At 65.9% G+C, this 19,364-nt stretch carries 21 protein-coding genes; 12 read left to right on the top strand and 9 right to left on the bottom strand.

Annotation, left to right across the window (positions count from 1 at the left end):
• Positions 1-47: 47 nt before the first annotated feature.
• Together KQ910_RS10700 and KQ910_RS10695 are read left to right on the top strand one after the other, a co-directional pair.
• A complete protein-coding gene (locus KQ910_RS10700; protein ID WP_216959405.1) occupies positions 48-398 on the top strand; it encodes a hypothetical protein in 351 nt (116 codons plus the stop codon).
• Positions 399-510: 112 nt separating this feature from the next.
• Positions 511-1,869 (top strand): tetratricopeptide repeat protein, encoded by a 1,359-nt coding sequence (locus KQ910_RS10695; RefSeq protein WP_216959402.1) that lies wholly within the window; start codon positions 511-513, stop codon positions 1,867-1,869.
• 16 nt (positions 1,870-1,885) lie between these two features.
• On the opposite strand, the gene KQ910_RS10690 is transcribed toward KQ910_RS10695, so the two are convergent.
• Both KQ910_RS10690 and KQ910_RS10685 read right to left on the bottom strand, forming a co-directional pair.
• Positions 1,886-2,851: a D-2-hydroxyacid dehydrogenase gene (locus tag KQ910_RS10690; protein WP_216959399.1), complete on the bottom strand. Its 966-nt coding sequence runs from the start codon at positions 2,849-2,851 to the stop codon at positions 1,886-1,888.
• A gap of 5 nt (positions 2,852-2,856) precedes the next feature.
• Positions 2,857-3,603 (bottom strand): SDR family NAD(P)-dependent oxidoreductase, encoded by a 747-nt coding sequence (locus KQ910_RS10685; protein ID WP_216959396.1) that lies wholly within the window; start codon positions 3,601-3,603, stop codon positions 2,857-2,859.
• A 225-nt stretch (positions 3,604-3,828) separates the two neighbouring features.
• On the opposite strand from KQ910_RS10685, the gene KQ910_RS10680 reads away from it, so the two are divergent.
• The 5 genes from KQ910_RS10680 to KQ910_RS10660 all read left to right on the top strand — a co-directional run bounded on the left by KQ910_RS10680 (position 3,829) and on the right by KQ910_RS10660 (position 9,791).
• Positions 3,829-4,218 (top strand): hypothetical protein, encoded by a 390-nt coding sequence (locus KQ910_RS10680; protein ID WP_216959393.1) that lies wholly within the window; start codon positions 3,829-3,831, stop codon positions 4,216-4,218.
• A gap of 100 nt (positions 4,219-4,318) precedes the next feature.
• Positions 4,319-5,314 carry a Bug family tripartite tricarboxylate transporter substrate binding protein gene (locus KQ910_RS10675; RefSeq protein ID WP_216959391.1) on the top strand — a complete coding sequence of 332 codons (996 nt, stop codon included), beginning with the start codon at positions 4,319-4,321 and terminating at the stop codon, positions 5,312-5,314.
• A gap of 35 nt (positions 5,315-5,349) precedes the next feature.
• Entirely contained in the window at positions 5,350-6,444 is a 1,095-nt protein-coding gene (locus KQ910_RS10670) for an NAD-dependent epimerase/dehydratase family protein (protein WP_216959388.1), read from the top strand.
• A 90-nt stretch (positions 6,445-6,534) separates the two neighbouring features.
• Positions 6,535-7,455, top strand: coding sequence for a polyphosphate kinase 2 (gene ppk2 / locus KQ910_RS10665; protein WP_216959385.1), 921 nt, complete (start codon positions 6,535-6,537; stop codon positions 7,453-7,455).
• Entirely contained in the window at positions 7,455-9,791 is a 2,337-nt protein-coding gene (locus tag KQ910_RS10660) for an Orn/Lys/Arg family decarboxylase (RefSeq protein ID WP_216959382.1), read from the top strand. The genes ppk2 and KQ910_RS10660 overlap by 1 nt, the downstream gene beginning before the upstream one ends.
• On the opposite strand, the gene KQ910_RS10655 is transcribed toward KQ910_RS10660, so the two are convergent.
• Together KQ910_RS10655 and KQ910_RS10650 are read right to left on the bottom strand one after the other, a co-directional pair.
• Positions 9,773-10,357, bottom strand: coding sequence for a GNAT family N-acetyltransferase (locus tag KQ910_RS10655; protein WP_216959380.1), 585 nt, complete (start codon positions 10,355-10,357; stop codon positions 9,773-9,775). The two genes, KQ910_RS10660 and KQ910_RS10655, sit on opposite strands and share 19 nt — an antisense overlap.
• A gap of 210 nt (positions 10,358-10,567) precedes the next feature.
• Positions 10,568-11,446, bottom strand: coding sequence for a LysR family transcriptional regulator (locus tag KQ910_RS10650; RefSeq protein WP_216959377.1), 879 nt, complete (start codon positions 11,444-11,446; stop codon positions 10,568-10,570).
• Positions 11,447-11,520: 74 nt separating this feature from the next.
• Here KQ910_RS10650 and dapA point away from each other — a divergent pair, with 74 nt between their 5' ends.
• The gene (gene dapA, locus KQ910_RS10645) at positions 11,521-12,405 is read left to right on the top strand and encodes a 4-hydroxy-tetrahydrodipicolinate synthase (protein WP_216959373.1); all 885 of its coding nucleotides are present in this window, start codon (positions 11,521-11,523) and stop codon (positions 12,403-12,405) included.
• Positions 12,406-12,586: 181 nt separating this feature from the next.
• On the opposite strand, the gene mscL is transcribed toward dapA, so the two are convergent.
• Both mscL and KQ910_RS27205 read right to left on the bottom strand, forming a co-directional pair.
• Positions 12,587-13,009 carry a large conductance mechanosensitive channel protein MscL gene (mscL, locus tag KQ910_RS10640; protein ID WP_216959371.1) on the bottom strand — a complete coding sequence of 141 codons (423 nt, stop codon included), beginning with the start codon at positions 13,007-13,009 and terminating at the stop codon, positions 12,587-12,589.
• A 22-nt stretch (positions 13,010-13,031) separates the two neighbouring features.
• Positions 13,032-13,970 (bottom strand): AEC family transporter, encoded by a 939-nt coding sequence (locus KQ910_RS27205; protein WP_216959368.1) that lies wholly within the window; start codon positions 13,968-13,970, stop codon positions 13,032-13,034.
• A 127-nt stretch (positions 13,971-14,097) separates the two neighbouring features.
• Between KQ910_RS27205 and KQ910_RS10630 the strand changes: the two genes are divergently transcribed.
• Genes KQ910_RS10630 through KQ910_RS10615 form a run of 4 tightly spaced genes read left to right on the top strand, consistent with a single transcriptional unit; the run spans position 14,098 to position 16,722 of the window.
• The gene (locus KQ910_RS10630; RefSeq protein ID WP_216959364.1) at positions 14,098-14,442 is read left to right on the top strand and encodes a hypothetical protein; all 345 of its coding nucleotides are present in this window, start codon (positions 14,098-14,100) and stop codon (positions 14,440-14,442) included.
• Between the two features lie 57 nt (positions 14,443-14,499).
• Positions 14,500-15,363, top strand: coding sequence for a sulfurtransferase (locus KQ910_RS10625; RefSeq protein WP_216959361.1), 864 nt, complete (start codon positions 14,500-14,502; stop codon positions 15,361-15,363).
• A 14-nt stretch (positions 15,364-15,377) separates the two neighbouring features.
• Positions 15,378-15,671 (top strand): DUF1330 domain-containing protein, encoded by a 294-nt coding sequence (locus KQ910_RS10620; RefSeq protein WP_216959359.1) that lies wholly within the window; start codon positions 15,378-15,380, stop codon positions 15,669-15,671.
• Entirely contained in the window at positions 15,664-16,722 is a 1,059-nt protein-coding gene (locus tag KQ910_RS10615; protein WP_216959358.1) for a hypothetical protein, read from the top strand. Before KQ910_RS10620 ends, KQ910_RS10615 begins: the two co-directional genes overlap by 8 nt.
• Here KQ910_RS10615 and KQ910_RS10610 read toward each other — a convergent pair.
• From KQ910_RS10610 to groES, 3 genes are all read right to left on the bottom strand, one after another.
• Positions 16,674-17,078: an NUDIX hydrolase gene (locus KQ910_RS10610; RefSeq protein WP_216959356.1), complete on the bottom strand. Its 405-nt coding sequence runs from the start codon at positions 17,076-17,078 to the stop codon at positions 16,674-16,676. The genes KQ910_RS10615 and KQ910_RS10610 overlap by 49 nt on opposite strands.
• 255 nt (positions 17,079-17,333) lie before the next feature.
• Entirely contained in the window at positions 17,334-18,974 is a 1,641-nt protein-coding gene (gene groL, locus KQ910_RS10605) for a chaperonin GroEL (protein WP_216959354.1), read from the bottom strand.
• A gap of 49 nt (positions 18,975-19,023) precedes the next feature.
• Positions 19,024-19,338, bottom strand: a complete 315-nt coding sequence (groES, locus tag KQ910_RS10600) for a co-chaperone GroES (protein WP_068199492.1) — start codon at positions 19,336-19,338, stop codon at positions 19,024-19,026.
• Positions 19,339-19,364 lie beyond the last annotated feature (26 nt).

Below are 19,364 nucleotides of genomic sequence, written 5' to 3'. Positions count from 1 at the left end.
CGCCGCGGCAGATGCCGCCCATAATCCCGATGGAAGGAGCACCGGCCATGGCGAGACCGAGGAACAAGAGCCGTGCCGTCGTCAGGCCGGCGGCCCATCACGCAGCAGACATCGTCGGAATCCAGATCCCGACAGGCCGCATCCACGCCCAGGGACAGCACTGGCAAACGGTACTCGAGGCGGGTTCGAGCCCGATGATCTATCGGGTGTACAACGCGCCCCCGCGCACGCTTGCCGATCCCGGCAATACGATGCTGGTGGAAGTCGATGGAGCGAAGCGCGTGCTCCAGGTGGGAGTTGGCACGTCGCTCGACGTGCGCGCCAAGAGAATCCGGGTAAAGGCCGGTACCGGCGGCGCGACTTCATCCGTCGAAGGCTGGTACGTCCTCGTATCCTGAGGGGTGTCGCGGCAATTCCGGTCCCGCCCCGGGCCGCAATGGCGCGGCCGGGTCTGCATCTGGTACAACCATCTGACTTGAAACGGCTTTTCCAGCCCAGGCCCGGGAAGACATGCGCCTTTCGACCAAGCTCCTGCTCACCGCCGCGGCCTTCGTTGTCGGCGGCGCCGGCATCTACGCCTTCGCCTATCACCTCTATCCACCCCCTACGGTGCGCCAGGCAGCCACGCCCGTCCCTCCGGCTGCGCCCGCGGCCCCGGCAGGCCCCTCGGTGGCCCAGCTCTTCGACGATTGCGTGCGCGGCGCCTGGCCCAGCATCAAGGATGCGGAGGCCCGGAACGTCGCCTGCTCCAAGGCCCTGCAGACCCGTCAGCTGAAGCCCCCGGAGATCGCATTGGCCCGCCTCACGCGCGGCGTCGCGAGGACCATGCTCGGCGACAAGGTCCTGGCCGCCGAGGACTACTCCGAAGCGTTGAAGCACTATGACGGCGTGGTCGATCCGCGAAATCCCGACGCGCTCAATCTCTACCGGCGGGCGACCTCGCTGCATGCGGTCGGCGAAACCGACCGCGCCCTCAGCGACTACAGCGACGCCATCCGCGTCGACCCGAACAATTCGCTGGGCTATCTCGGCCGCGGAGTCCTGCTGGCCACCCGCAAGCGTGCGTTCAATCGTGCCGTCGAGGACTTCGACAAGGTGCTGGTGCTGGAGCCGGACAATGTCGACGCGCTGATCGCCCGCGGGAACGCCTACAGCCAGCTCGGCGACAATGGCCGCGCGCTGGCGGACCTCGACCGTGCCATCATATTGGCTCCGGACGATCCGCAGGCCTATGTCGTGCGGGGTCTCGCCAACAATCGCCGCGGTCTGCCGCAGCTTGCGATGCAGGACTACAACACCGCCTTGCAGAAGGCGCCGCATTATCCGCAGGCGCTTGCCAACCGGGCTGCGTTGCTTTCGGCCGAAGGCAACTACAACCAGGCGCTGGCCGATCTCGACCGATCCATCGCGGCCGATTCCGACAATCCCGTCGCCTACTACAATCGCGGTTTCGTCTATTTCGCCAAGCGCGAATACGACAAGGCGCTGGCCGACTACGACAGCGCCATCAAGCTCGATCCGACGATGGGGGTGGCATACACCAACCGCTGCCTAGTCCGCGCCATCACCGGCAAGGACCTGGTCGCCGGCCTGCAGGACTGCGACACCGCCCAGAAGCTGATGCCGCTGAACCTGGATGTTCGGATCACGCGCGGCTTCATCTATCTCAAACTCGGCGATCCGCGTCTGGCCATCAAGGCATACGATGCGGCGCTCGACGTCGATCCCAACCGTCCCCTCGCGCTTTATGGCCGCGGCATCGCGCGCATCATGATCGGCGAGACGCGCGACGGCGAGGGTGACAAGGCTGCTGCGGCGACGCTCGATCCGGAGGTTGCCGACCAGTTCGCGGTCTACGGGCTCAAGTGACGAGCGATCCGCGGCTTCAGTAGCCGGCCGAGCGATCGACCACTTCCCTGAGCGGTTCGCCGTCGAGAAACCGTTTCAGGTTCTCGACGAAAAGCCGCGCGACGAAGCGGTCGCGCTGCGGGTGCGGGCCGCCGATATGCGGCAGCACGACGATGCCCGGAGCCGTCCAGAAGGGATGTTCCGATGGCAGCGGTTCCTGCCGGAACACGTCGAGCAACGCGCCGGCGATCTTCTTCTCCTTCGTGGCGGCCATGAGATCGGCGTCGTTGACGATCTGACCGCGGCCGAAGTTCAGCAGCCACGCCGACGGCTTCATCTGCGCCAGCCGCTTCGCGTCGATGAAATTCTCGGTCTCCGGCGTGGCCGGCAGCAGAAGCAGCACGAAATCCGACTGGGCGAGCACTTCGTCCGTCTGCGACGGCGCCAGCACCTCGGCGACGTTGGGGATGCGCGTCGGACGCCGCTTGGTGCCGATGACATGCATGCCCAGAGCGACGGCGATGCGCGCCACCTCCTGCCCGATGACGCCGAGGCCCAGGATGCCGAGCGTCTTGCCGGTCAGCGGCTGGGCCACCGTATGGACCCACTTGCCCTGCTTCTGGTACTCGGCCACCTGCGCATAGGGCTTCGCGACATGGAACAGCGCGCCGATGATGTTCTCCGGCATCGATTCGGTGTGCGTGCCGCGCGCGCAGGTGAGCGTGAGGCCCGGCGGCAGGTCGGGCAGCGCCAGCCAGTTGTCGACACCGGCGCTCATTGCCTGCGCCCAGCGCAGCCTCGGCATGGCCGGCAGCAGGCCGGCGGGCACCGCGCCCGCCATCAGCGCCTCGGTGCGGGCGAGTTGCTCGGGCGACGGCTTCTCCTTGCGCGGCAGCGCGTCGACCGCGACGCGATCGGCGAGGCCCGCCGCCTGAATCGCATCGAGATAGGCTGCGGAGGAATCCGTCCAGAGCAGGAGGTGGGCGCGGTTGGTTTGGGACATCGGTCCTAGAGCCCCTGTCCGCCGGCGACGGCGATGGTCTGCCCGGTCACCCAGGAGGCAAACGGCGAGGCGAGGAACAGCGCCACGTTCGCGACCTCCTCGGCGTGGCCCATGCGTCCGAACGGGATCGAGGCCAGCGTGCCGTTGTAGAGCGCGGGATTGTCGGTCTTGCGCTTGTCCCAGACGCCGCCGGGAAACTCGATCGAGCCGGGGGCGATGCAGTTCACGCGGATGCGATCCTTGGCATACATCGCCGCCTGCGTGACCGTGTAGTGGATCACCGCCGCCTTGATGGCGCCGTAGGGCGGTTGCCGTGCCGCCGGATGATGCGCGGAAATCGACGAGATGTTGACGACGTTGCCTTGAGACTTCTTCAGCTCCGGCAGCGCCTCCTGCGTGGCATGCACGATCGAGAGCATGTCGACCGCGAGATTGTCGGTCCAACCCTTGTCGTCGTCGGACGAGCCGAAGGCGGAGGCGTTGTTCACCAGGAAGTCGACGCCGCCCAGCGCGCCGATCGCCTCGCGCACATAGCCGCGCACGGCGTCGCCCTTCGCCAGATCGGCGCTGGCCGCGTGGGTCTTGTGGCCGTGCTTCGCGAGTTCGGCGCGAGTCTCCTCGAGGGTCCTGGCGTCGCGCGCGCAGATCGACACGTCGCCGCCACAGGCCGCGAAGCCCATCGCGATGGCCCTGCCGATGCCCCGGCTGCCGCCGCAAACGATCGCCTTCTTGCCCGTGAAATCCAGCTTCATCGCTTCCTCTCCCTCCGGCGCGGCACAAGACGGCGCCATGGCATGAACAGCGGGCCACGGTGGCGGTCGCGGTTCCTCAAATCAAGCCGGGCATCCCGGTGTCCGGAACACCCGCCGGTTTTTCCACTCACGATGGAGTAACGAAATTTTCATGGAGAACGCATGCGTTCCCCTACATCATGGCGAGAAGCTGCCCCAAGGGGGCGAACAGGGAGACTTGGCAAGGTGCGGACAGTTTGGGCGCTCATGGCGCCGGTACTCCTGCACCTCATTTTCGCCGCCGCGGCCCTCGCCAGCGAGCCTGTCACCGGCGTCGACATCCTCATTCGCAGCAAGTCGGACGGCAGGGTCATTGTCCAGACCATTACCGACAACCGCGGAGCCATCGTCATCAAGGAGATGCGACCCGGCTCCTACAGCGTCGAGGCCGGCAGCAAACTCCCGATGGCGCTCATCAAGCGCAGCGGCTCCTGGGGCATCGCCCTGATCCCCGTCGCAACCAAAACAGCCAAGCCCCAGAGCCATCGCGCCAGGCCCTCGGCGCAGGGCATGCAGGTCGACATCGTCGTCCCCGAAGGAGTCCCTATCAGCTACACGGTTATCGTCACCTACTGAACCTGCTGACGCGCGAAGCGGAAAGGCTTCGTATTTGAACGGCGGAACGAGTCCGTTAGACTGCCTCCCAATAAAGAAATCACAGGAGGCTACGTTCAAAATGACCAAGATTGCGATTCCGCGCCGACGCGCACTGATACTCTCCGGCGGCGCGCTTGCCGCTCCCATGATCGCGTCGGGCATCGCCCGTGCGCAAAGCGACTGGCCCAACCGGCCGGTGAAATACATCGTGGTGTTTCCGGCCGGTGGCCCGACCGACACCCTCTCCCGCATCGTCTGTCAGGAGCTCTCCGAGCTGACGGGTCAGCAGTTCATCATCGAGAACCGCGCGGGCTCCGGCGGAAACATCGGCGCCGACATCATCGCCAAATCTGCGCCCGACGGCTACACGATCGGCCTCTACACGATCGCCGCGCACGCCATCGCCCCGACGCTCTACGCCAAGCTGCCGTTCGACGCGGGCAAGGACTTCACGGGCATCGCGACGCTGTGGGCGGTGCCCAACATGCTGATGACCCGGCTCGACTTCCCCGCCAACACCATTCCCGAGCTGATCGCCCTGGCGAAGGCCAATCCGGGCAAATACTCCTTCGCTTCGTCGGGCGCCGGCACCAGCCCTCACCTCACGGGCGAGATGTTCAAGCAGATGGCCGGCGTCAACCTGCTGCACGTTCCCTACAAGGGCAGCGCACCCGCCCATCAGGACATCCTGGCGGGCCAGGTCGACATGATGTTCGACAACATTCCCGGCCCGCTCGGCCTGATGAAGGGCGGCAAGGTCAAAGGCTTCGCGGTCACGTCGAAGGAGCGCCATCCCGCGGTTCCCGACAAGCCGACCTTCTCGGAGTTCCTGCCGGGCTTCGAGATCACCTCATGGGGCGGCGTCTGCGCTCCCGCCGGGGTGCCGCCGGCAATGGTCGAGAAACTCTCCGCCCTCACCAAGCAGGCGCTGCAGAAGCCCAGCGTCAAGGCCGCCTTCGACCAGCAGGGCGCCGCCCAGACCTGGAGGACGCCGAGCGATACGATGGCTTTCCGGGCCGCCGAGGAGAAGAAACTCGCACCGGTGATCAAGGCCTCGGGCGCGAAGGTGGAGTAGCTTCGTCGCCCTGATCAATCCCGCCGAGGGTGACGATGCCATCGAAGAAAGTCCTGGTCGCCGGGGCCACCGGCCTCGTCGGCTATGCCGTCATGAAGCACTTCGCGGCCATGGAAGGCTGCGAGGTTATCGCCGTGTCGCGCCGACGACCCGATGAAACCTACGGCGCGCGCTGGCTGCCGCTCGATCTCACCGACAAGGCCGCCTGCGAGGCGCTGGCGCCCGACCTCGCGGGCGTGACGCACCTCGCCTATGCCGCGCTCTACGAGCGGCCCGGCCTCGTGGCAGGCTGGCAGGAAGAAGAGCAGATCCGCACCAACGACCTGATGCTGCGCAACCTGATGGCGCCGCTCGAACGCGCCGCCCCCGGATTGCGCCACGTCGCGCTGCTGCAGGGCACCAAGGCCTATGGCGTCCATGTCCGGCCGCTCGCCGTGCCGGCGCGCGAGAACCGCTCGGAGATGCACGAGCAGCCGAACTTCTACTGGAACCAGGAACGCTTCCTGCGCGAGCGCCAGCCGGGCAAGGCGTGGAACTGGTCGATCCTGCGGCCGGTGCTGATCGTGGGCGATTCGGTCGGCAGCGCCATGAACGTGATCCCGGCGCTCGGCGTCTATGCCGCCTTCATGCGCCGCGCCGGCAGGAAGGCGCTCGACTATCCGGGCGGGGTCGGCCGCGTGGCGCAGGCCGTCGACGCCGACCTGCTGGCGCGCACCATTGCCTGGTCGGGCGAGGCGGCGACTGCACAAAACGAGATCTTCAACGTCACCAACGGCGACGTCTTCGTCTGGCCCAACGTCTGGCCCGCCATCGCCGATGCGCTGGGCTTCGAACCGGGCGCCCCCGTGCCGCTGGCGCTCGACCGCGAGATCCGGCCCCGCGAGGCCGAATGGGCGGAGATTCGCAGCGCCCACGGGCTCGCGTCCGGCACGCTCCGGGATTTCGTCGGCCTGTCGTTCGAATATGCCGACTACACGATGGGCTTCGGCCGCACCGAGCCGGGGCCGCCGGCCATTGTATCGACCATCAAGCTGATGCAGGCCGGTTTTACCGAAGTGATGGATACCGAGGCGATGTTCCGGAAATGCTTTGCCGCGATGCAGGCGAAAAGGCTCCTGCCGCGCCCGTAAACCGCAACGGCCGCTCGCGAGGCGGCTGTCGTCAAATTGTCATACGGCCCCCTCACCTTCCCCGGCCATTGGGACGGCGTGGAGGGCTGAATGAATAGCGATCTGGACCGCGAGACGCTGGAGGAGCGAATCCGTCGCGAGCTGGCGGACGGCATCGACGAGGAGCTGGAGCTCGAACTGGGCGACGAGATGCTGGCGCGGATGAGCGAGCCGGGCCGGACGCCGTCGCTGCAGGACGGGATCGACCGAAAGCTCTATTTCACCGAGCTGCTGCGGCTGCAGCGCGAGCTGATCAAGCTCCAGGCCTGGGTGGTCGACCAGAAACTCAAGCTCGTGGTCCTGTTCGAGGGCCGCGACGCGGCCGGCAAGGGCGGGGTGATCAAGCGCGTCGCGCAGCGGCTCAACCCGCGCATCTGCCGGACGGTGGCCCTCTCCGCGCCCTCCGAGCGCGAGCGCACCCAGTGGTACTTCCAGCGCTATGCCGCCCACCTGCCGGCGGCCGGCGAAATCGTTCTGTTCGACCGGAGCTGGTACAATCGGGCCGGCGTCGAGCGGGTCATGGGCTTCTGCAGCGAGGGCGACGTCCAGGATTTCTTCCAGACGGTGCCCGAATTCGAGCGCATGCTGGTCCGCTCTGGCATCGTCCTGCTCAAATACTGGTTCTCGATCTCCGACGAGGAGCAGAACCTGCGCTTCCTCATGCGTATCCACGATCCCATGAAGCAATGGAAGCTCTCGCCGATGGACCTCGAGTCCCGCCGGCGCTGGGAGGAATACACCAAGGCCAAGGAGGAAATGCTGGCACGGACCCACATCCCGGAGGCGCCCTGGTGGGTGGTCGAGGGCAACAACAAGCGCCGCGCCCGCCTCAACTGCATCCACCACCTTTTGCAACAAGTGCCGTATAAGGATGTTGAACAGCAACCGGTCGTCCTGCCGAAGCGCGAGCACAAGCCCGACTACGCCCGGACGCCGGTCGCTCCCGAACTCTATGTCCCGGCGGTCTACTGATGGATTTCTTCAGGCGCTTCACTTTCCTCGTCTGCGCTCCGGCGTTCGACGCCGACGATCTCGAAGGCCTCCGGCTGGGCGAGATCACGGTTTCGATCGAGCGCATGGGCTTCCAGGTCGTGCGGGCCCGGCGCATCGAGGATGCCGAGATGGTGGTCCAGACCGACGCCGCCATCGGCTGCATGGTCGTCGACTGGGGCAAGAAGGGCCTCGACGGCAAGGCCGCCGCGATGATCAACATGATGCGGCGGCGCGGCCTCGAGATGCCGATCGTCATCCTGGTTCGCCGCAAGCGCCTGCAGGACATCCCCGTCGAGGTGATGGACTATATCGACGGCTACATCTTCCTCTCCGAGGAAACGCCGGAGTTCATCGCCAAGAACCTGGTGAGTCGCCTCAAGCAATATGCCGAAACGCTGAAGACGCCGTTCTTCGGCGAACTGGTCGACTATGCCGAGGAAGGCAACCAGCTCTGGACCTGCCCCGGTCACAATGGCGGCATCTTCTACAACAGAAGCCCGATCGGCCGGATCTTCGTCGAGCATCTGGGCGAGGCGGTGTTCCGCGACGACCTCGACAATTCCGTGCTCGATCTCGGCGACCTGCTGGTCCACGAGGGCCCGGCGCTGAAGGCGCAGAAGGAAGCCGCCGTCATCTTCGGCGCGGAGAAGACGTACTTCGTCCTGAACGGCACCTCGTCGTCCAACAAGATCGTGCTGCAGGCCCTGATCGCCGAGGGCGACCTCGTGCTGTTCGACCGCAACAACCACAAGGCCGCCCATCACGGCGCGCTGTTCCTGGGCAACGGCATCCCGATCTACCTCGAGACCGATCGCAATGCGCACGGGCTGATCGGCCCGATCTTCCACGAGGCGCTCGACGAGGCCGCCATCCGCGAGAAGATCCGCACCAACCCGCTGGTCAAGGACAAGGAGGCGTGGAAGCGCGAGCGGCCGTTCCGGGTCGCCGTCATCGAGCAGTGCACCTACGACGGCACCATCAACGACGCCCGCCTGATCGTCGAGAAGATCGGACATCTCTGCGACTACATCCTGTTCGACGAGGCCTGGGCGGGCTTCATGAAATTCCATCCGCTCTATGCCGGCCGTTTCGCCATGGGGCTGACCAACCTCGGCCCGGACAGTCCCGGCATCATCGCCACCCAGTCGGCGCACAAGCAGCTCGCGAGCTTCAGCCAGGCCTCGCAGATCCATGTCAGGGACAGGCACATCAAGGGCCAGCGGCGGCGCATCGAGCATCGCCGCTTCAACGAGTTCTTCATGCTGCACGCCTCGACTTCGCCGTTCTATCCGATCTTCGCGTCGCTCGACGTCGGCGCGCAGATGATGAAGGGGCGTTCGGGCGAGGTGCTGTGGGACGACACGATTCGCCTCGGCATCGAGATCCGCAAGAAGATGCGCGCCATTCGCCGCGAGTTCGAGGACAAGGAGCGCGATTTTGCGCGTCGCTGGTTCTTCGAGCCGTTCGTGCCAAACCGCGTGACCGTCGGCGGACGCGATCAGGCCTGGGAGGACGTGCCGACCGACGACCTCGCCGTCGACGCACGCTACTGGGAACTGGCGCCCGGAGCGCCCTGGCATGGCTTCAAGCATGTGGCGCCGGGCTATGCGATCACCGACCCCAACAAGCTGGTCGTGCTGACGCCGGGCTTCGACCGCGAGACCGGGCGCTATGCCGGTCACGGCATCCCCGCCCCGGTCGTGGCGCAGTATCTGCGCGAGAACCAGATCGTGCCGGAAAAGAACGACCTCAACTCGCTGCTGTTCCTGATGACTCCCGGCGTGGAGTCGAGCAAGGCCGGCACGCTGCTGAGCGCGATGGTGATCTTCAAGCGCCTGCACGACGAGAATGCGCGCCTCGAGGACGTGATCAGCGAATTCGTCCGCAAGCGGCCCGGCCGCTACAGCGGCCTGCGCCTGCGCGACCTCTGCGCCGAGATGCATGCTTTCTTCCGCGACGCCAATGTGAGCTTCCTCCAGCGCGCGCAGTTCATGCCCGAGCATCTGCCGGACCCCGCGATGCCGCCGCATGAGGCGGTGCGCCAGCTCGTGCGCAACAATGTCGACTATGTGCCGATCGACCAGGCGGCCGGGCGCATCGCCACGACCATGTTCGTCGTGTATCCGCCGGGCATCGCCAGCATCGTGCCGGGCGAACGGCTGGACGAGCGGGCCAAGCCGATGCTCGACTATCTGCGCATGTTCGAGAAGTCGGCCAACCTGTTCCCCGGCTTCGACGTGGAGATCCAGGGCATCTATCGCGAGATCGACAAGAACGGCGTCGTGCGCTTCTACACCTACGTGGTGCGCGAGTAGGCGATCTCGACCGGCGGCGTCGTGGTGCCCGCGCCGATGGCGCGCTGCATCAGGACGCTGTCGGACCACTTGCCGTACTTGAAGCCCACGCCTTCCAGCAGGCCGGCACGGCGAAAGCCGTGGGCCTCGTGCAGGCTGAGCGACGCGACGTTGTCGGCGTCGATATAGGCGAACATCTGGCGATAGCCCGCACTTGCGCAGGCCTCGATCAGCGCCGGCAGGAGCCGACGGCCGATCCCGGTCCCGACGTGCCCGGGGTGGACGTAGATCGAATGCTTCACCGCATAGCGATAGGCGGGTCGCTTGCGGAAAGGCACCGCATAGGCGTAGCCCACGATTATCCCGTCGCGTTCGGCGGCGAGATGGGGCAGCCGGCGCCGCAGCATGTTCTTGCGCCGGCGCTTGATGTCGTCGGCCTGCGTCGGCTCGATGTCGACATCGCCGAGGCCACGCGTGATGTGGTGCGTGTAGATCGCGATCATGGCCGCCACGTCGTTCTCCGTCGACGGACGTACCACGAGGCCGCCCTGCGGCTTTTCGAGCACGGACTCGCTCGCTGCTGCCATCACCCGATCCTCCTCCGAGACGCCCGGATCAAACACGTCTCCATGACCGTTTCATGTCGGCACAAAAAGAGGGCCCGGAGAGTTTGCACTCTCCAGGCCCCCAGACGCCCCCTCTAAACTCGCTGGCGCCGCGGCGATCTCTCGAACCGCGTCACTCCATGCCCGCGAAGATACGGGCGGACGCGCCATCGGCACAGGGGGCGCTTGGTATCAATTGTTGTGGTTTCGCGACCGGCCGGAAAAGCTCGCTCGCACGTGATCGGCCAGGTCGCGCGCAGCCGGCCCCAGGCCCGGCGGCGCGTAGAGATTGATGCGGAACTCAGGCAGCGCCGGCAGCTTGGCCTCGCGGCCCAGGATGACGAAACGCTCGGGGACGGAGGAGCGCAGCAGCGGCGCCACGGCCAGCCCTGCTTCCAGCACCGCATAGACCAGCTCCAGCCGGCTCACCTCGCAGACCGCGCGCCAGTCGCGCCGCGCCTTGCCCAGCGCCTCGACCGCGACGGGACGAAAGACGCAGGTCGGCGCGCCGAGCGAGACCGGCAGCGGATCCTTGAGATGGGCGTCGCCATCGGCCGCACCGACCCAGACGAGCCGGTCGGTGCGCAGGGTCTCGCCGTGGCGGCCGCACTCGGTCTCGGTGGTCATGGCGAGATCCACGCCGCCCGATTTCAGTTCCTCGCGGATCACGCATGAGTCCTCGCAGACCAGGCTGACGCGCACGCGCGGCTGTGCCTTGGCGAAGCGCCGCAGGATAGCCGGCACGAAGCTGCCGATGATGTCGTAGGGAACACCGAACCGGACCTCGCCCTCGAACTGCGGCGCGCGCATCGAAGACCACACCTCGTCGTTCATTGCCACGAGACGTCGCGCCTGTTCGAGCAGCCGCTCGCCCGCCGGGGCCAGCGCGAGCCCGCGCCCCTGCCGCGTGAACAGGCGGCAGTCGAGCGCCTCCTCCAGCCGCTTGATCTGCTGGCTGACGGCGGCCTGGCTCATGCCGAGTGCGGCGGCCGCGCGGGTGACCCCGCCCACTTCGACGACGGTGAGGAAGGCGCGAACCAGCGCCATGTCGAGATCCCTGCGCATCGTCATATATAATCATTTCCGAACGATCCCATCAAAAACATTCGTTTTTGTTATTCGTTGGATCGCCGTAGCGTGGCGTCATGACCACGAAGATCTCGGGCCTCTGGCTCCCCCTCATTACGCCGTTCAAGGACGGCGCCATCGACTTCGCGAGCTACGACCGGCTGGTGAACCACTACATCGCCAAGGGCGTCGACGGGCTTCTGCCGCTCGGCACGACGGGCGAATCGCCGGCGCTCGACGAGGACGAGATCGCCGCCGTCATCGAACGCACGCTGGCCGTTGCCGACGGTCGCGTGCCGGTGTTCGCGGGCGTGGGCGGCAATGCCACCGCCAAGGTCGAGAAGGAGCTGAAGCGGCTGCGTCATCTGCCGATCGCCGGCATCCTGTCGGTGTGCCCCTACTACAACCGGCCGAGCCAGGACGGGCTGATCGCGCATTTCCGGCGGATCGCCGGTGCCACCGACCGCGACGTGGTGATCTACAACATTCCCTACCGCACCGCGGTGAACCTCTCCAACGACTCACTGCTCGAGCTTGCCGAGGTGCCGAACATCGTCGGCGTGAAGGACAGTTCCGGCAGCGTAGAACAGTCGCTCGAGCTGCTGCGCCGCAAGCCATCGGACTTCGCCGTGCTGACCGGCGAGGACGCGCTGTTCTTCACCATGCGCGCCAACGGCGCCGAGGGCGGCATCCTGGCCGCGAGCCACGTGATGACGGAAGGCTTCGTCGAGGTCGAGCGCTGCTTCCGCGCCAACGATCTCGCCGGCGCGCGCAAGGCCTGGGCGCCGCTCGCCGGCTTCGTGCCGATGCTGTTCGCCGAAGCCAACCCGATGCCGATCAAGCATCTCCTGTGGCGCCAGGGCCTGATCGCCTCGCCGGAATGCCGGCTGCCGCTCACCAGGATCTCCGACGGGCTGGCCCGCCGGCTCGACGCGGTGTTCGCCGGGAAGAAGGCGGCTTAGTCTTTCCAACCGAGAAAGAACAAATCGCTTCTCAACAACGACCTCACCCTGAGGAGCGCTCCGCAGGAGCGCGTCTCGAAGGGTGGGCACGAGCACCTCGTTTGTTGCCGATCCTTCGAGACGGCGCTGATCGCCTCCTCAGGATGAGGTGGGGTGAATCGATTTGAGACCAAAAGGCGGCCTAGCCACGGGCCTTCAGGAGGTCGCGGATTTCCGTGAGCAGCTCCTGTTCCTTGGTCGGCGGCGCGGGTGGCGGTGGCGCCGACTCTTCCTGCTTGGTCACGCGGTTCATGCCCTTGATCACCATGAACAGGACCCAGGCGATGATGAGGAAGTTGACCGTCACGGTGAGGAAGGTGCCGTAGCCGAGCGTGGCGCCGGCTTTCTTGGCGGCGTCGTAGGTAGCGGCCTGGCTGGCGGCCGGCGTCAGGCCGATGAAGTAGTTGGTGAAGTCGAGCCCGCCGGCGATGCGGCCGATGATCGGCATGATGAGGTCGCCGACCAGCGAGTCGATGATCTTGCTGAAGGCCGCGCCGATGATCACGCCGATGGCGAGATCCACGACGTTTCCGCGCATCGCGAACTTCTTGAATTCCTGGAGCATCGACTTTCTCCCCTTGTCGTCGTCAGGTCACGCGCAGCCATACCAGCAAAGCAGAAACCGTGACCACCGAGAAGGCCGTCGTGAGCAGCACGGATGCGGTATTCTGTTCGACCGAGATGTTGAACTGCTTGGCCAGCACGAAGGCGTTGGCCGCCGTCGGCAGCGAAGCCATCAGCAGCGCCACCTTGCCGGCGATCGAATCGATCGGCACGAAGAACGGCAGGATCAGCAGCGCCGCCAATGGCTGCAACAGCAGCTTGATGAGCGTCGCGAGCCCCGCTTCGGCGAGCCCGCTCTTGATCGACTTGTCGGACAGGAACAACCCGATGGCGAACAGCGCGCAGGGCGCGGCGGCGGCGCCCATCAGGTCGAGCCACTTCTCGACCGGCACCGGGATCGGCACGCCGATCCACGAGGCGACGATGCCCAAGGCAATCGAGACCGGCAAGGGATTGCGCGCCACGTTGAAGGCGGCCCGCAGGAAAGTGCGGACGGGACCATGGCCCGCGGCGACCTCGAGTTCGATCAGCATGACGCCGAACACCATCGAGACGACGGCGGTGACGATCACGGTCAGCATGGCGGGCGGCAGCCCCTGCTCGCCGAAGGCTGCAAGGCAGAGCGGCACGCCCATGTAGCCGACGTTCCCCCAGGAGGCGGCGATGCCCTGCAGGCTCATGGCGGCAAGACCGCCTTGCGAAACCAGACGCGTCGTCACCATGCCGACGATGAAGGTCGCGACCACAGCGACGGTGAAGCCGGTCATCAGGGCAGGATCGAGCACGGCGGCGACCGGCGTCCGCGCCAGAGTCCCGAAGAACAGCACCGGCAGGGCGAAGTAGCTCACGAAGGCGTTCAGCGCCGTCGTCGCCTCGGGCCCCAGGATACGCCAGCGGCCGGCCAGATAGCCGGCGAGGATAACGCCGAAGATCGGAAAGGCGACGTTGAGGATGGCCTGCACGGGCTTTCCGATTGCAGTTGCTCTAATCTATTAAGAATTTGACATAAACGGTACAAATCACATAGCATTTTAAGTATATTGCGAGGCCGCGCCCGTCCCCTCACCGCAAGCGGCCCGGGAGAATATCATGCGTCTTTTGATCGCCAGCATGGCCGCCTTGGCGGCTGTCGCTTATGCCGCTCCGTCCTTTGCTCAGGACGAAACGATGCCCGCCCCCACGTCGTCGCCGACGGCCAAGCCCAAGGCCGGCACCACTGCCGCGTCCTGCAACAAGATCAAGAGCAGCTCGCAGCGCAGCGCCTGCCTGAAGAAGGTCCAGGTCGCCAAGGCGCAGCCGGCGAAGAAGACCAAGAAGCCCACGGCCACGCCCGCGGCGCCGAAGTCGCCCGATGTCGGCCAGCTCAATGCCCCCACGAGCGCGCCGTCCTCCGGCCAGGTCAGCGTTCCGCCGCTGCCGTCGAAGACGATTTAACGCGCCTCTCCCGAGAACCGCGCTAGTCTCCGCTCTCCCCAACCCCGGGAGAGCGACATGGCCCATTCGGCCAACCTGATCACGACAGAAGACCTCGCACGCCAGCTCGGCGCTCCCGCGCTGCGCGTGTTCGACTGCACCACCTATCTCAAGCCCGGACCCGACGGGCGCTACATCGCCGAGAGCGGTCGCGCCAACTACGACAAGGGCCACATTCCGGGCGCGGCCTATCTCGACCTCCAGGCCGACCTCTCCGACAAGACATCGAAGCTGCGCTTCACCCTGCCGTCGCTGGAGGACCTCACGAAGGCCTTCGCGGCCAAGGGCGTGGGCCACGGCACCTTCGTCGTTCTCTACAGCCATGCCTCGCCCGTGTGGGCGAGCCGCATCTGGTGGATGCTGCGCGCCGTCGGCTTCGACGAAGTGGCGATCCTCGACGGCGGCCTCGACAAATGGAAGGCGGAAGGACGTCCGCTCTCGACCGAACCTGCAACGCATCCACCCGCCACGCTGTCGCTGCGTGGTCGTCCCGAGATCTTCGTCGACAAGGACAGGATCAGGAGTGCGATCGGCGATCCATCGACGCTGACCCTGAACGCACTCAGCCACGACCAGCACAATGGCGCGGGCGGCGTGGTCTATGGCCGTCCTGGCCGCATCGCCGGCTCCTCCTGCGTGCCGGCCGCCAGCCTGTTCGGGCCGGACAAGGCACTGAAGCCGATCGCCGACCTGCGCGCCGCCTTCGAGGGCGTCGGAGCGGCGCCCGACAAGCGCGTGCTGGTCTATTGCGGCGGCGGCATTGCCGCCACGCTGGACGCTTTCGTGCTGACGGCCCTCTTGGGTCACAGGAACGTCTCGGTGTACGACAATTCCATGCAGGAATGGGCCAACGACCCGGCCCTGCCCATGGAAACCGGCTGACGAGGGAGGAAGAAGTGACGGCCTATATCATCGTCGAGATCGACACCAGGGACGAAGAGCTGATGGCGGAGTACCGCAAGCACACGCCGGGGCTGGTCTCCAAGTTCGGCGGCAAGTTCATCGTGCGCGGCGGCAACTGCACGAGCCTCGAAGGCGGCTGGACGCCGGCCCGCGTCGTGGTGCTGGAGTTCCCCGACCGCGCCAAGGCCGAGCGCTTCTATCATTCGGAGGAGTACAAGCCCGTCCTCGCGATGCGACTGAAGGCGGGTCACTCCAAGGCGATCCTGGTCGACGGCCATAATGGCTGAGGTGGCCGCCTACCGGGCTGTCGGCACGCTCTACAATGCGCTGATGACCGGCCTGGTCATCAGTCTCGTGTCGCGACGCGGGGGCGACACGGCGCGCGAATACATCTTCCGCCACTTCCGCCGGCAGCATCTCGACAAGTTCCTGCCCGGGCTCCAGAAGCTCGGCATCGCGGGCGAGAAGGACGCGCCGGCCTGCGCGCTCTACCATTATCACTCCAACGCGCTGGGCGGGGTGAAGACGGGCTATCTGCGCGAGAGCGACACCAAGGCGTGGGTGCGCTATCCGCCGCCGCGCTGGATGTGGAAGGGCACCGCCATCGCTGCCGTGCCGCACGACGTGTCGGCGGCCTTCCTGCACGCCTGGCACGGCCACAACGGCACCTCCCTGAAGAACACCGGCCTCGGCTTCGTCTGCACCGGCATGACGGTCGACGGCAAGCCCGGCCTCGAAGGCTACTATTACGACTACGGCCGGCCGCTGAAGGAGGAGGAGCGCGTCCGCTTCGCCTACGACGAGGAGATGCCGCGCATCGACTGGAAGACGCAGCCGAAGCTCGAGACGGCAAACTGGCCCGAGGAGCGCCGCCTGCGCACCTTCCGCTCCTATGCGATGGGCTACGTGCAGACCATGCTACCGGTCCTGCAGGACCAGCTCGGCCCGAAGGATGCAGCCACCGAGATGGGCCGTGTCGCGCGCCTGGTCGGGCTGCAGTTCCACGAGGAGACGGCGCGCGACCTCGACCTGCCGACCGACGTCGAGACGGGCGATCTCGACAGCGCGCGCCTGTTCGCGCGCTGGCTGTCCGCGATCCTCGCCGCCGAGGGTGAGGAAATCGTCACCGAGGAGAAAGACGGCGCGGTGGTCGTTCGGATGGAAGGCTGGAAGCTCGCTCGCGAACTGCAGCTCGCCGATCCGCTGGCCGGCTTCGACGCCTGGAACGAGCTGTGGCTCGGCGCCGCCGGCGCGCACGACCGCTTCCTGAAGGTCGAGACCAGCCGCAGTTACGGCGACAAGGGCTGGCAGGCGGCCTGGCGGATCGCACCGAGATAGCCTGCGGGGAGCAGACGGCCGGCAATCCGTTCGCCGACTTCGTCAAGTCCGACCCAGCTTGCTTCGTGATGCTCATGACTGAGGGCAATCGCGCCCTCGGCCTGTAGCGTGCAGGCATAGGCGACGATGCGCACGAAGCGCTGCGGCAACACCTCGAACAGATGCTCGTCAACAAGACTGCCGACCTCGACGGCGAGTCCCGTTTCCTCACGCATCTCGCGGATGAGCGCCGCACGATGATCTTCACCCGGATCCGGCCGCCCGCCCGGCAGGTCCCATTCGTCCCGCTCGTTCAGCAACAGCAGGACGCGGCTCTCATGGATCAGCACGCCCTTGATCGAAAGCGGATAGCTCACGGGCTCGCCCATCGCATTTGAATTGAAGGTCCTTCGCTGAGCTCAGAATGACAATTTTGCTGGGATTGGCGCCGTGCGTCGATGCAGAAAACGGTGTCATCGTGAGCGCAGCGAAGGACCTTGTTTGCCCTCGGAAAACACAGGCCGGCCACCTGCCTACGAGCGGAGGCGAGAGCCGCAGACCGATGCCCGCACAAAAAGAAAAGGCCGGGGATCGCTCCCCGGCCTTTCCGCAATCCTTGAGAAGAATGGATTTTAGAAGTCCATGCCGCCCATGCCGCCGTCGCCACCCGGCGGCATCATCGGGGCCTTCTTCTCCGGCTTCTCGGCGATCATGGCTTCCGTCGTGACCAGCAGGCCGGCCACCGAGGCGGCGTCCTGCAAGGCGGTACGGACGACCTTGACCGGGTCGATGATGCCGGACTTGATCATGTCGACATAGTCGCCCTTCTGGGCGTCGAAGCCGAAGTTCGTGTCCTTCTGCTCGAGCATCTTGCCCGCAACGACGGCGCCGTCGTAGCCGGCGTTCTCGGCGATCTGGCGGACGGGCGCCTGCAGCGCACGACGCACGATCTCGATGCCGACCTTCTGGTCGTCGTTGGAGGTGCGGACCTTGTCCAGCGCGCGGATCGCGTAGAGCAGGGCCGAACCGCCGCCGGCGACGACACCCTCTTCCACCGCAGCCTTGGTGGCGTGCATGGCGTCGTCAACGCGGTCCTTCTTCTCCTTCACTTCGACTTCGGTGGCGCCGCCGACCTTGATGATCGCAACACCGCCGGCGAGCTTGGCCAGGCGCTCCTGGAGCTTCTCGCGGTCGTAGTCCGAAGTGGTCTCCTCGATCTGCGCGCGGATCTGGCTGATGCGGGCCTGGAGGTCCGCCTTCTTGCCCGAGCCGTCGACGATCGTGGTGTTTTCCTTCTCGACGATGACCTTCTTGGCCTTGCCGAGCATGTCGAGCGTGACGTTCTCGAGCTTGATGCCGAGGTCCTCGGAGATCAGCTGACCGCCGCACAGGATCGCCATGTCCTCGAGCATCGCCTTGCGACGATCACCGAAGCCCGGCGCCTTGACGGCGGCGATCTTCAGGCCGCCACGCAGCTTGTTCACGACCAGGGTCGCCAGGGCCTCGCCCTCGACGTCCTCGGCGATGATCAGCAGCGGCTTGCCCGACTGCACAACCGCCTCGAGCACCGGCAGCATCGCCTGCAGGCCCGACAGCTTCTTCTCGAACAGCAGGATGTACGGCGAGTCGAGCTCGGCGATCATCTTGTCGGCGTTCGTGATGAAGTACGGCGAGAGATAGCCGCGGTCGAACTGCATGCCCTCGACAACGTCCAGCTCGGTGTCCAGGCTCTTGGCCTCTTCCACCGTGATGACGCCTTCGTTGCCGACCTTCTTCATGGCTTCGGCGATCATCTTGCCGATCGACTTGTCGCCGTTGGCCGAGATGGTGCCGACCTGGGCGACTTCGTCCGTGCCCGTGATCTTCTTGGCGCGCGCCTTGATGTCCTCGACGGCCGCGTCGACCGCGAGGTCGATGCCGCGCTTGAGGTCCATCGGGTTCATGCCCGCCGCGACCGACTTCACGCCTTCGCGCACGATCGCCTGGGCGAGAACGGTCGCCGTCGTCGTGCCGTCGCCGGCGATGTCGTTGGTCTTCGAGGCCACTTCGCGCACCATCTGGGCGCCCATGTTCTCGAACTTGTCGGAGAGCTCGATCTCCTTGGCGACGGTAACGCCGTCCTTGGTGATGCGCGGGGCGCCGAACGACTTGTCGATGACGACGTTACGGCCCTTCGGGCCGAGCGTGACCTTCACCGCGTCGGCGAGAATGTCGACGCCGCGCAGCATGCGCTGGCGGGCATCGGCGCTAAAACGGACTTCCTTGGCTGCCATTTTCTATTCCTCTCGAATGTTGTGATTGATTCGGGTGCGAAGCGGCGCCTTAGGCGGCCTTCTTCATCGAAGCCGAGGCTTCGATGATGCCCATGATGTCGGATTCCTTCATGATCAGGAGATCCTGGCCGTCGATCTTGATCTCGGTGCCCGACCACTTGCCGAACAGGACGCGGTCGCCCTTCTTGACGTCGAGCGCAACCAGGTTGCCCTTCTCGTCACGGGCGCCCGGACCGACGGCGACGATCTCGCCTTCCATCGGCTTTTCCTTGGCGGTGTCGGGAATGATGATCCCGCCCTTGGTCTTGCCTTCTTCTTCTACGCGCTTGACCACGACTCGGTCGTGAAGCGGACGGAACTTCATGGTTCTTCCTCCAGTGGACTGTTGAC

This window comes from Reyranella humidisoli (assembly GCF_019039055.1).
In the GTDB taxonomy this organism is placed as follows: Bacteria; Pseudomonadota; Alphaproteobacteria; order Reyranellales; family Reyranellaceae; genus Reyranella; species Reyranella humidisoli.
The sequence above is the reverse complement of the archived record's forward strand: the minus strand, read 5'-3'. Positions and strand labels throughout refer to the sequence as shown.

Bases quoted from the DNA above. Each gene is read 5' to 3' on its own strand.
- KQ910_RS10615 (WP_216959358.1), top strand. From the start codon at position 15,664: ATGGCTGAGGTGGCCGCCTACCGGGCTGTCGGCACGCTCTACAATGCG.
- KQ910_RS10655 (WP_216959380.1), bottom strand. From the start codon at position 10,357: ATGGCAGCAGCGAGCGAGTCCGTGCTCGAAAAGCCGCAGGGCGGCCTC.
- groES (WP_068199492.1), bottom strand. From the start codon at position 19,338: ATGAAGTTCCGTCCGCTTCACGACCGAGTCGTGGTCAAGCGCGTAGAA.
- KQ910_RS10625 (WP_216959361.1), top strand. From the start codon at position 14,500: ATGGCCCATTCGGCCAACCTGATCACGACAGAAGACCTCGCACGCCAG.
- mscL (WP_216959371.1), bottom strand. From the start codon at position 13,009: ATGCTCCAGGAATTCAAGAAGTTCGCGATGCGCGGAAACGTCGTGGAT.
- KQ910_RS10685 (WP_216959396.1), bottom strand. From the start codon at position 3,603: ATGAAGCTGGATTTCACGGGCAAGAAGGCGATCGTTTGCGGCGGCAGC.
- KQ910_RS10630 (WP_216959364.1), top strand. From the start codon at position 14,098: ATGCGTCTTTTGATCGCCAGCATGGCCGCCTTGGCGGCTGTCGCTTAT.
- ppk2 (WP_216959385.1), top strand. From the start codon at position 6,535: ATGAATAGCGATCTGGACCGCGAGACGCTGGAGGAGCGAATCCGTCGC.
- KQ910_RS10690 (WP_216959399.1), bottom strand. From the start codon at position 2,851: ATGTCCCAAACCAACCGCGCCCACCTCCTGCTCTGGACGGATTCCTCC.
- KQ910_RS10650 (WP_216959377.1), bottom strand. From the start codon at position 11,446: ATGACGATGCGCAGGGATCTCGACATGGCGCTGGTTCGCGCCTTCCTC.
- KQ910_RS10670 (WP_216959388.1), top strand. From the start codon at position 5,350: ATGCCATCGAAGAAAGTCCTGGTCGCCGGGGCCACCGGCCTCGTCGGC.
- KQ910_RS10695 (WP_216959402.1), top strand. From the start codon at position 511: ATGCGCCTTTCGACCAAGCTCCTGCTCACCGCCGCGGCCTTCGTTGTC.
- KQ910_RS10700 (WP_216959405.1), top strand. From the start codon at position 48: ATGGCGAGACCGAGGAACAAGAGCCGTGCCGTCGTCAGGCCGGCGGCC.
- dapA (WP_216959373.1), top strand. From the start codon at position 11,521: ATGACCACGAAGATCTCGGGCCTCTGGCTCCCCCTCATTACGCCGTTC.
- groL (WP_216959354.1), bottom strand. From the start codon at position 18,974: ATGGCAGCCAAGGAAGTCCGTTTTAGCGCCGATGCCCGCCAGCGCATG.
- KQ910_RS10675 (WP_216959391.1), top strand. From the start codon at position 4,319: ATGACCAAGATTGCGATTCCGCGCCGACGCGCACTGATACTCTCCGGC.
- KQ910_RS10660 (WP_216959382.1), top strand. From the start codon at position 7,455: ATGGATTTCTTCAGGCGCTTCACTTTCCTCGTCTGCGCTCCGGCGTTC.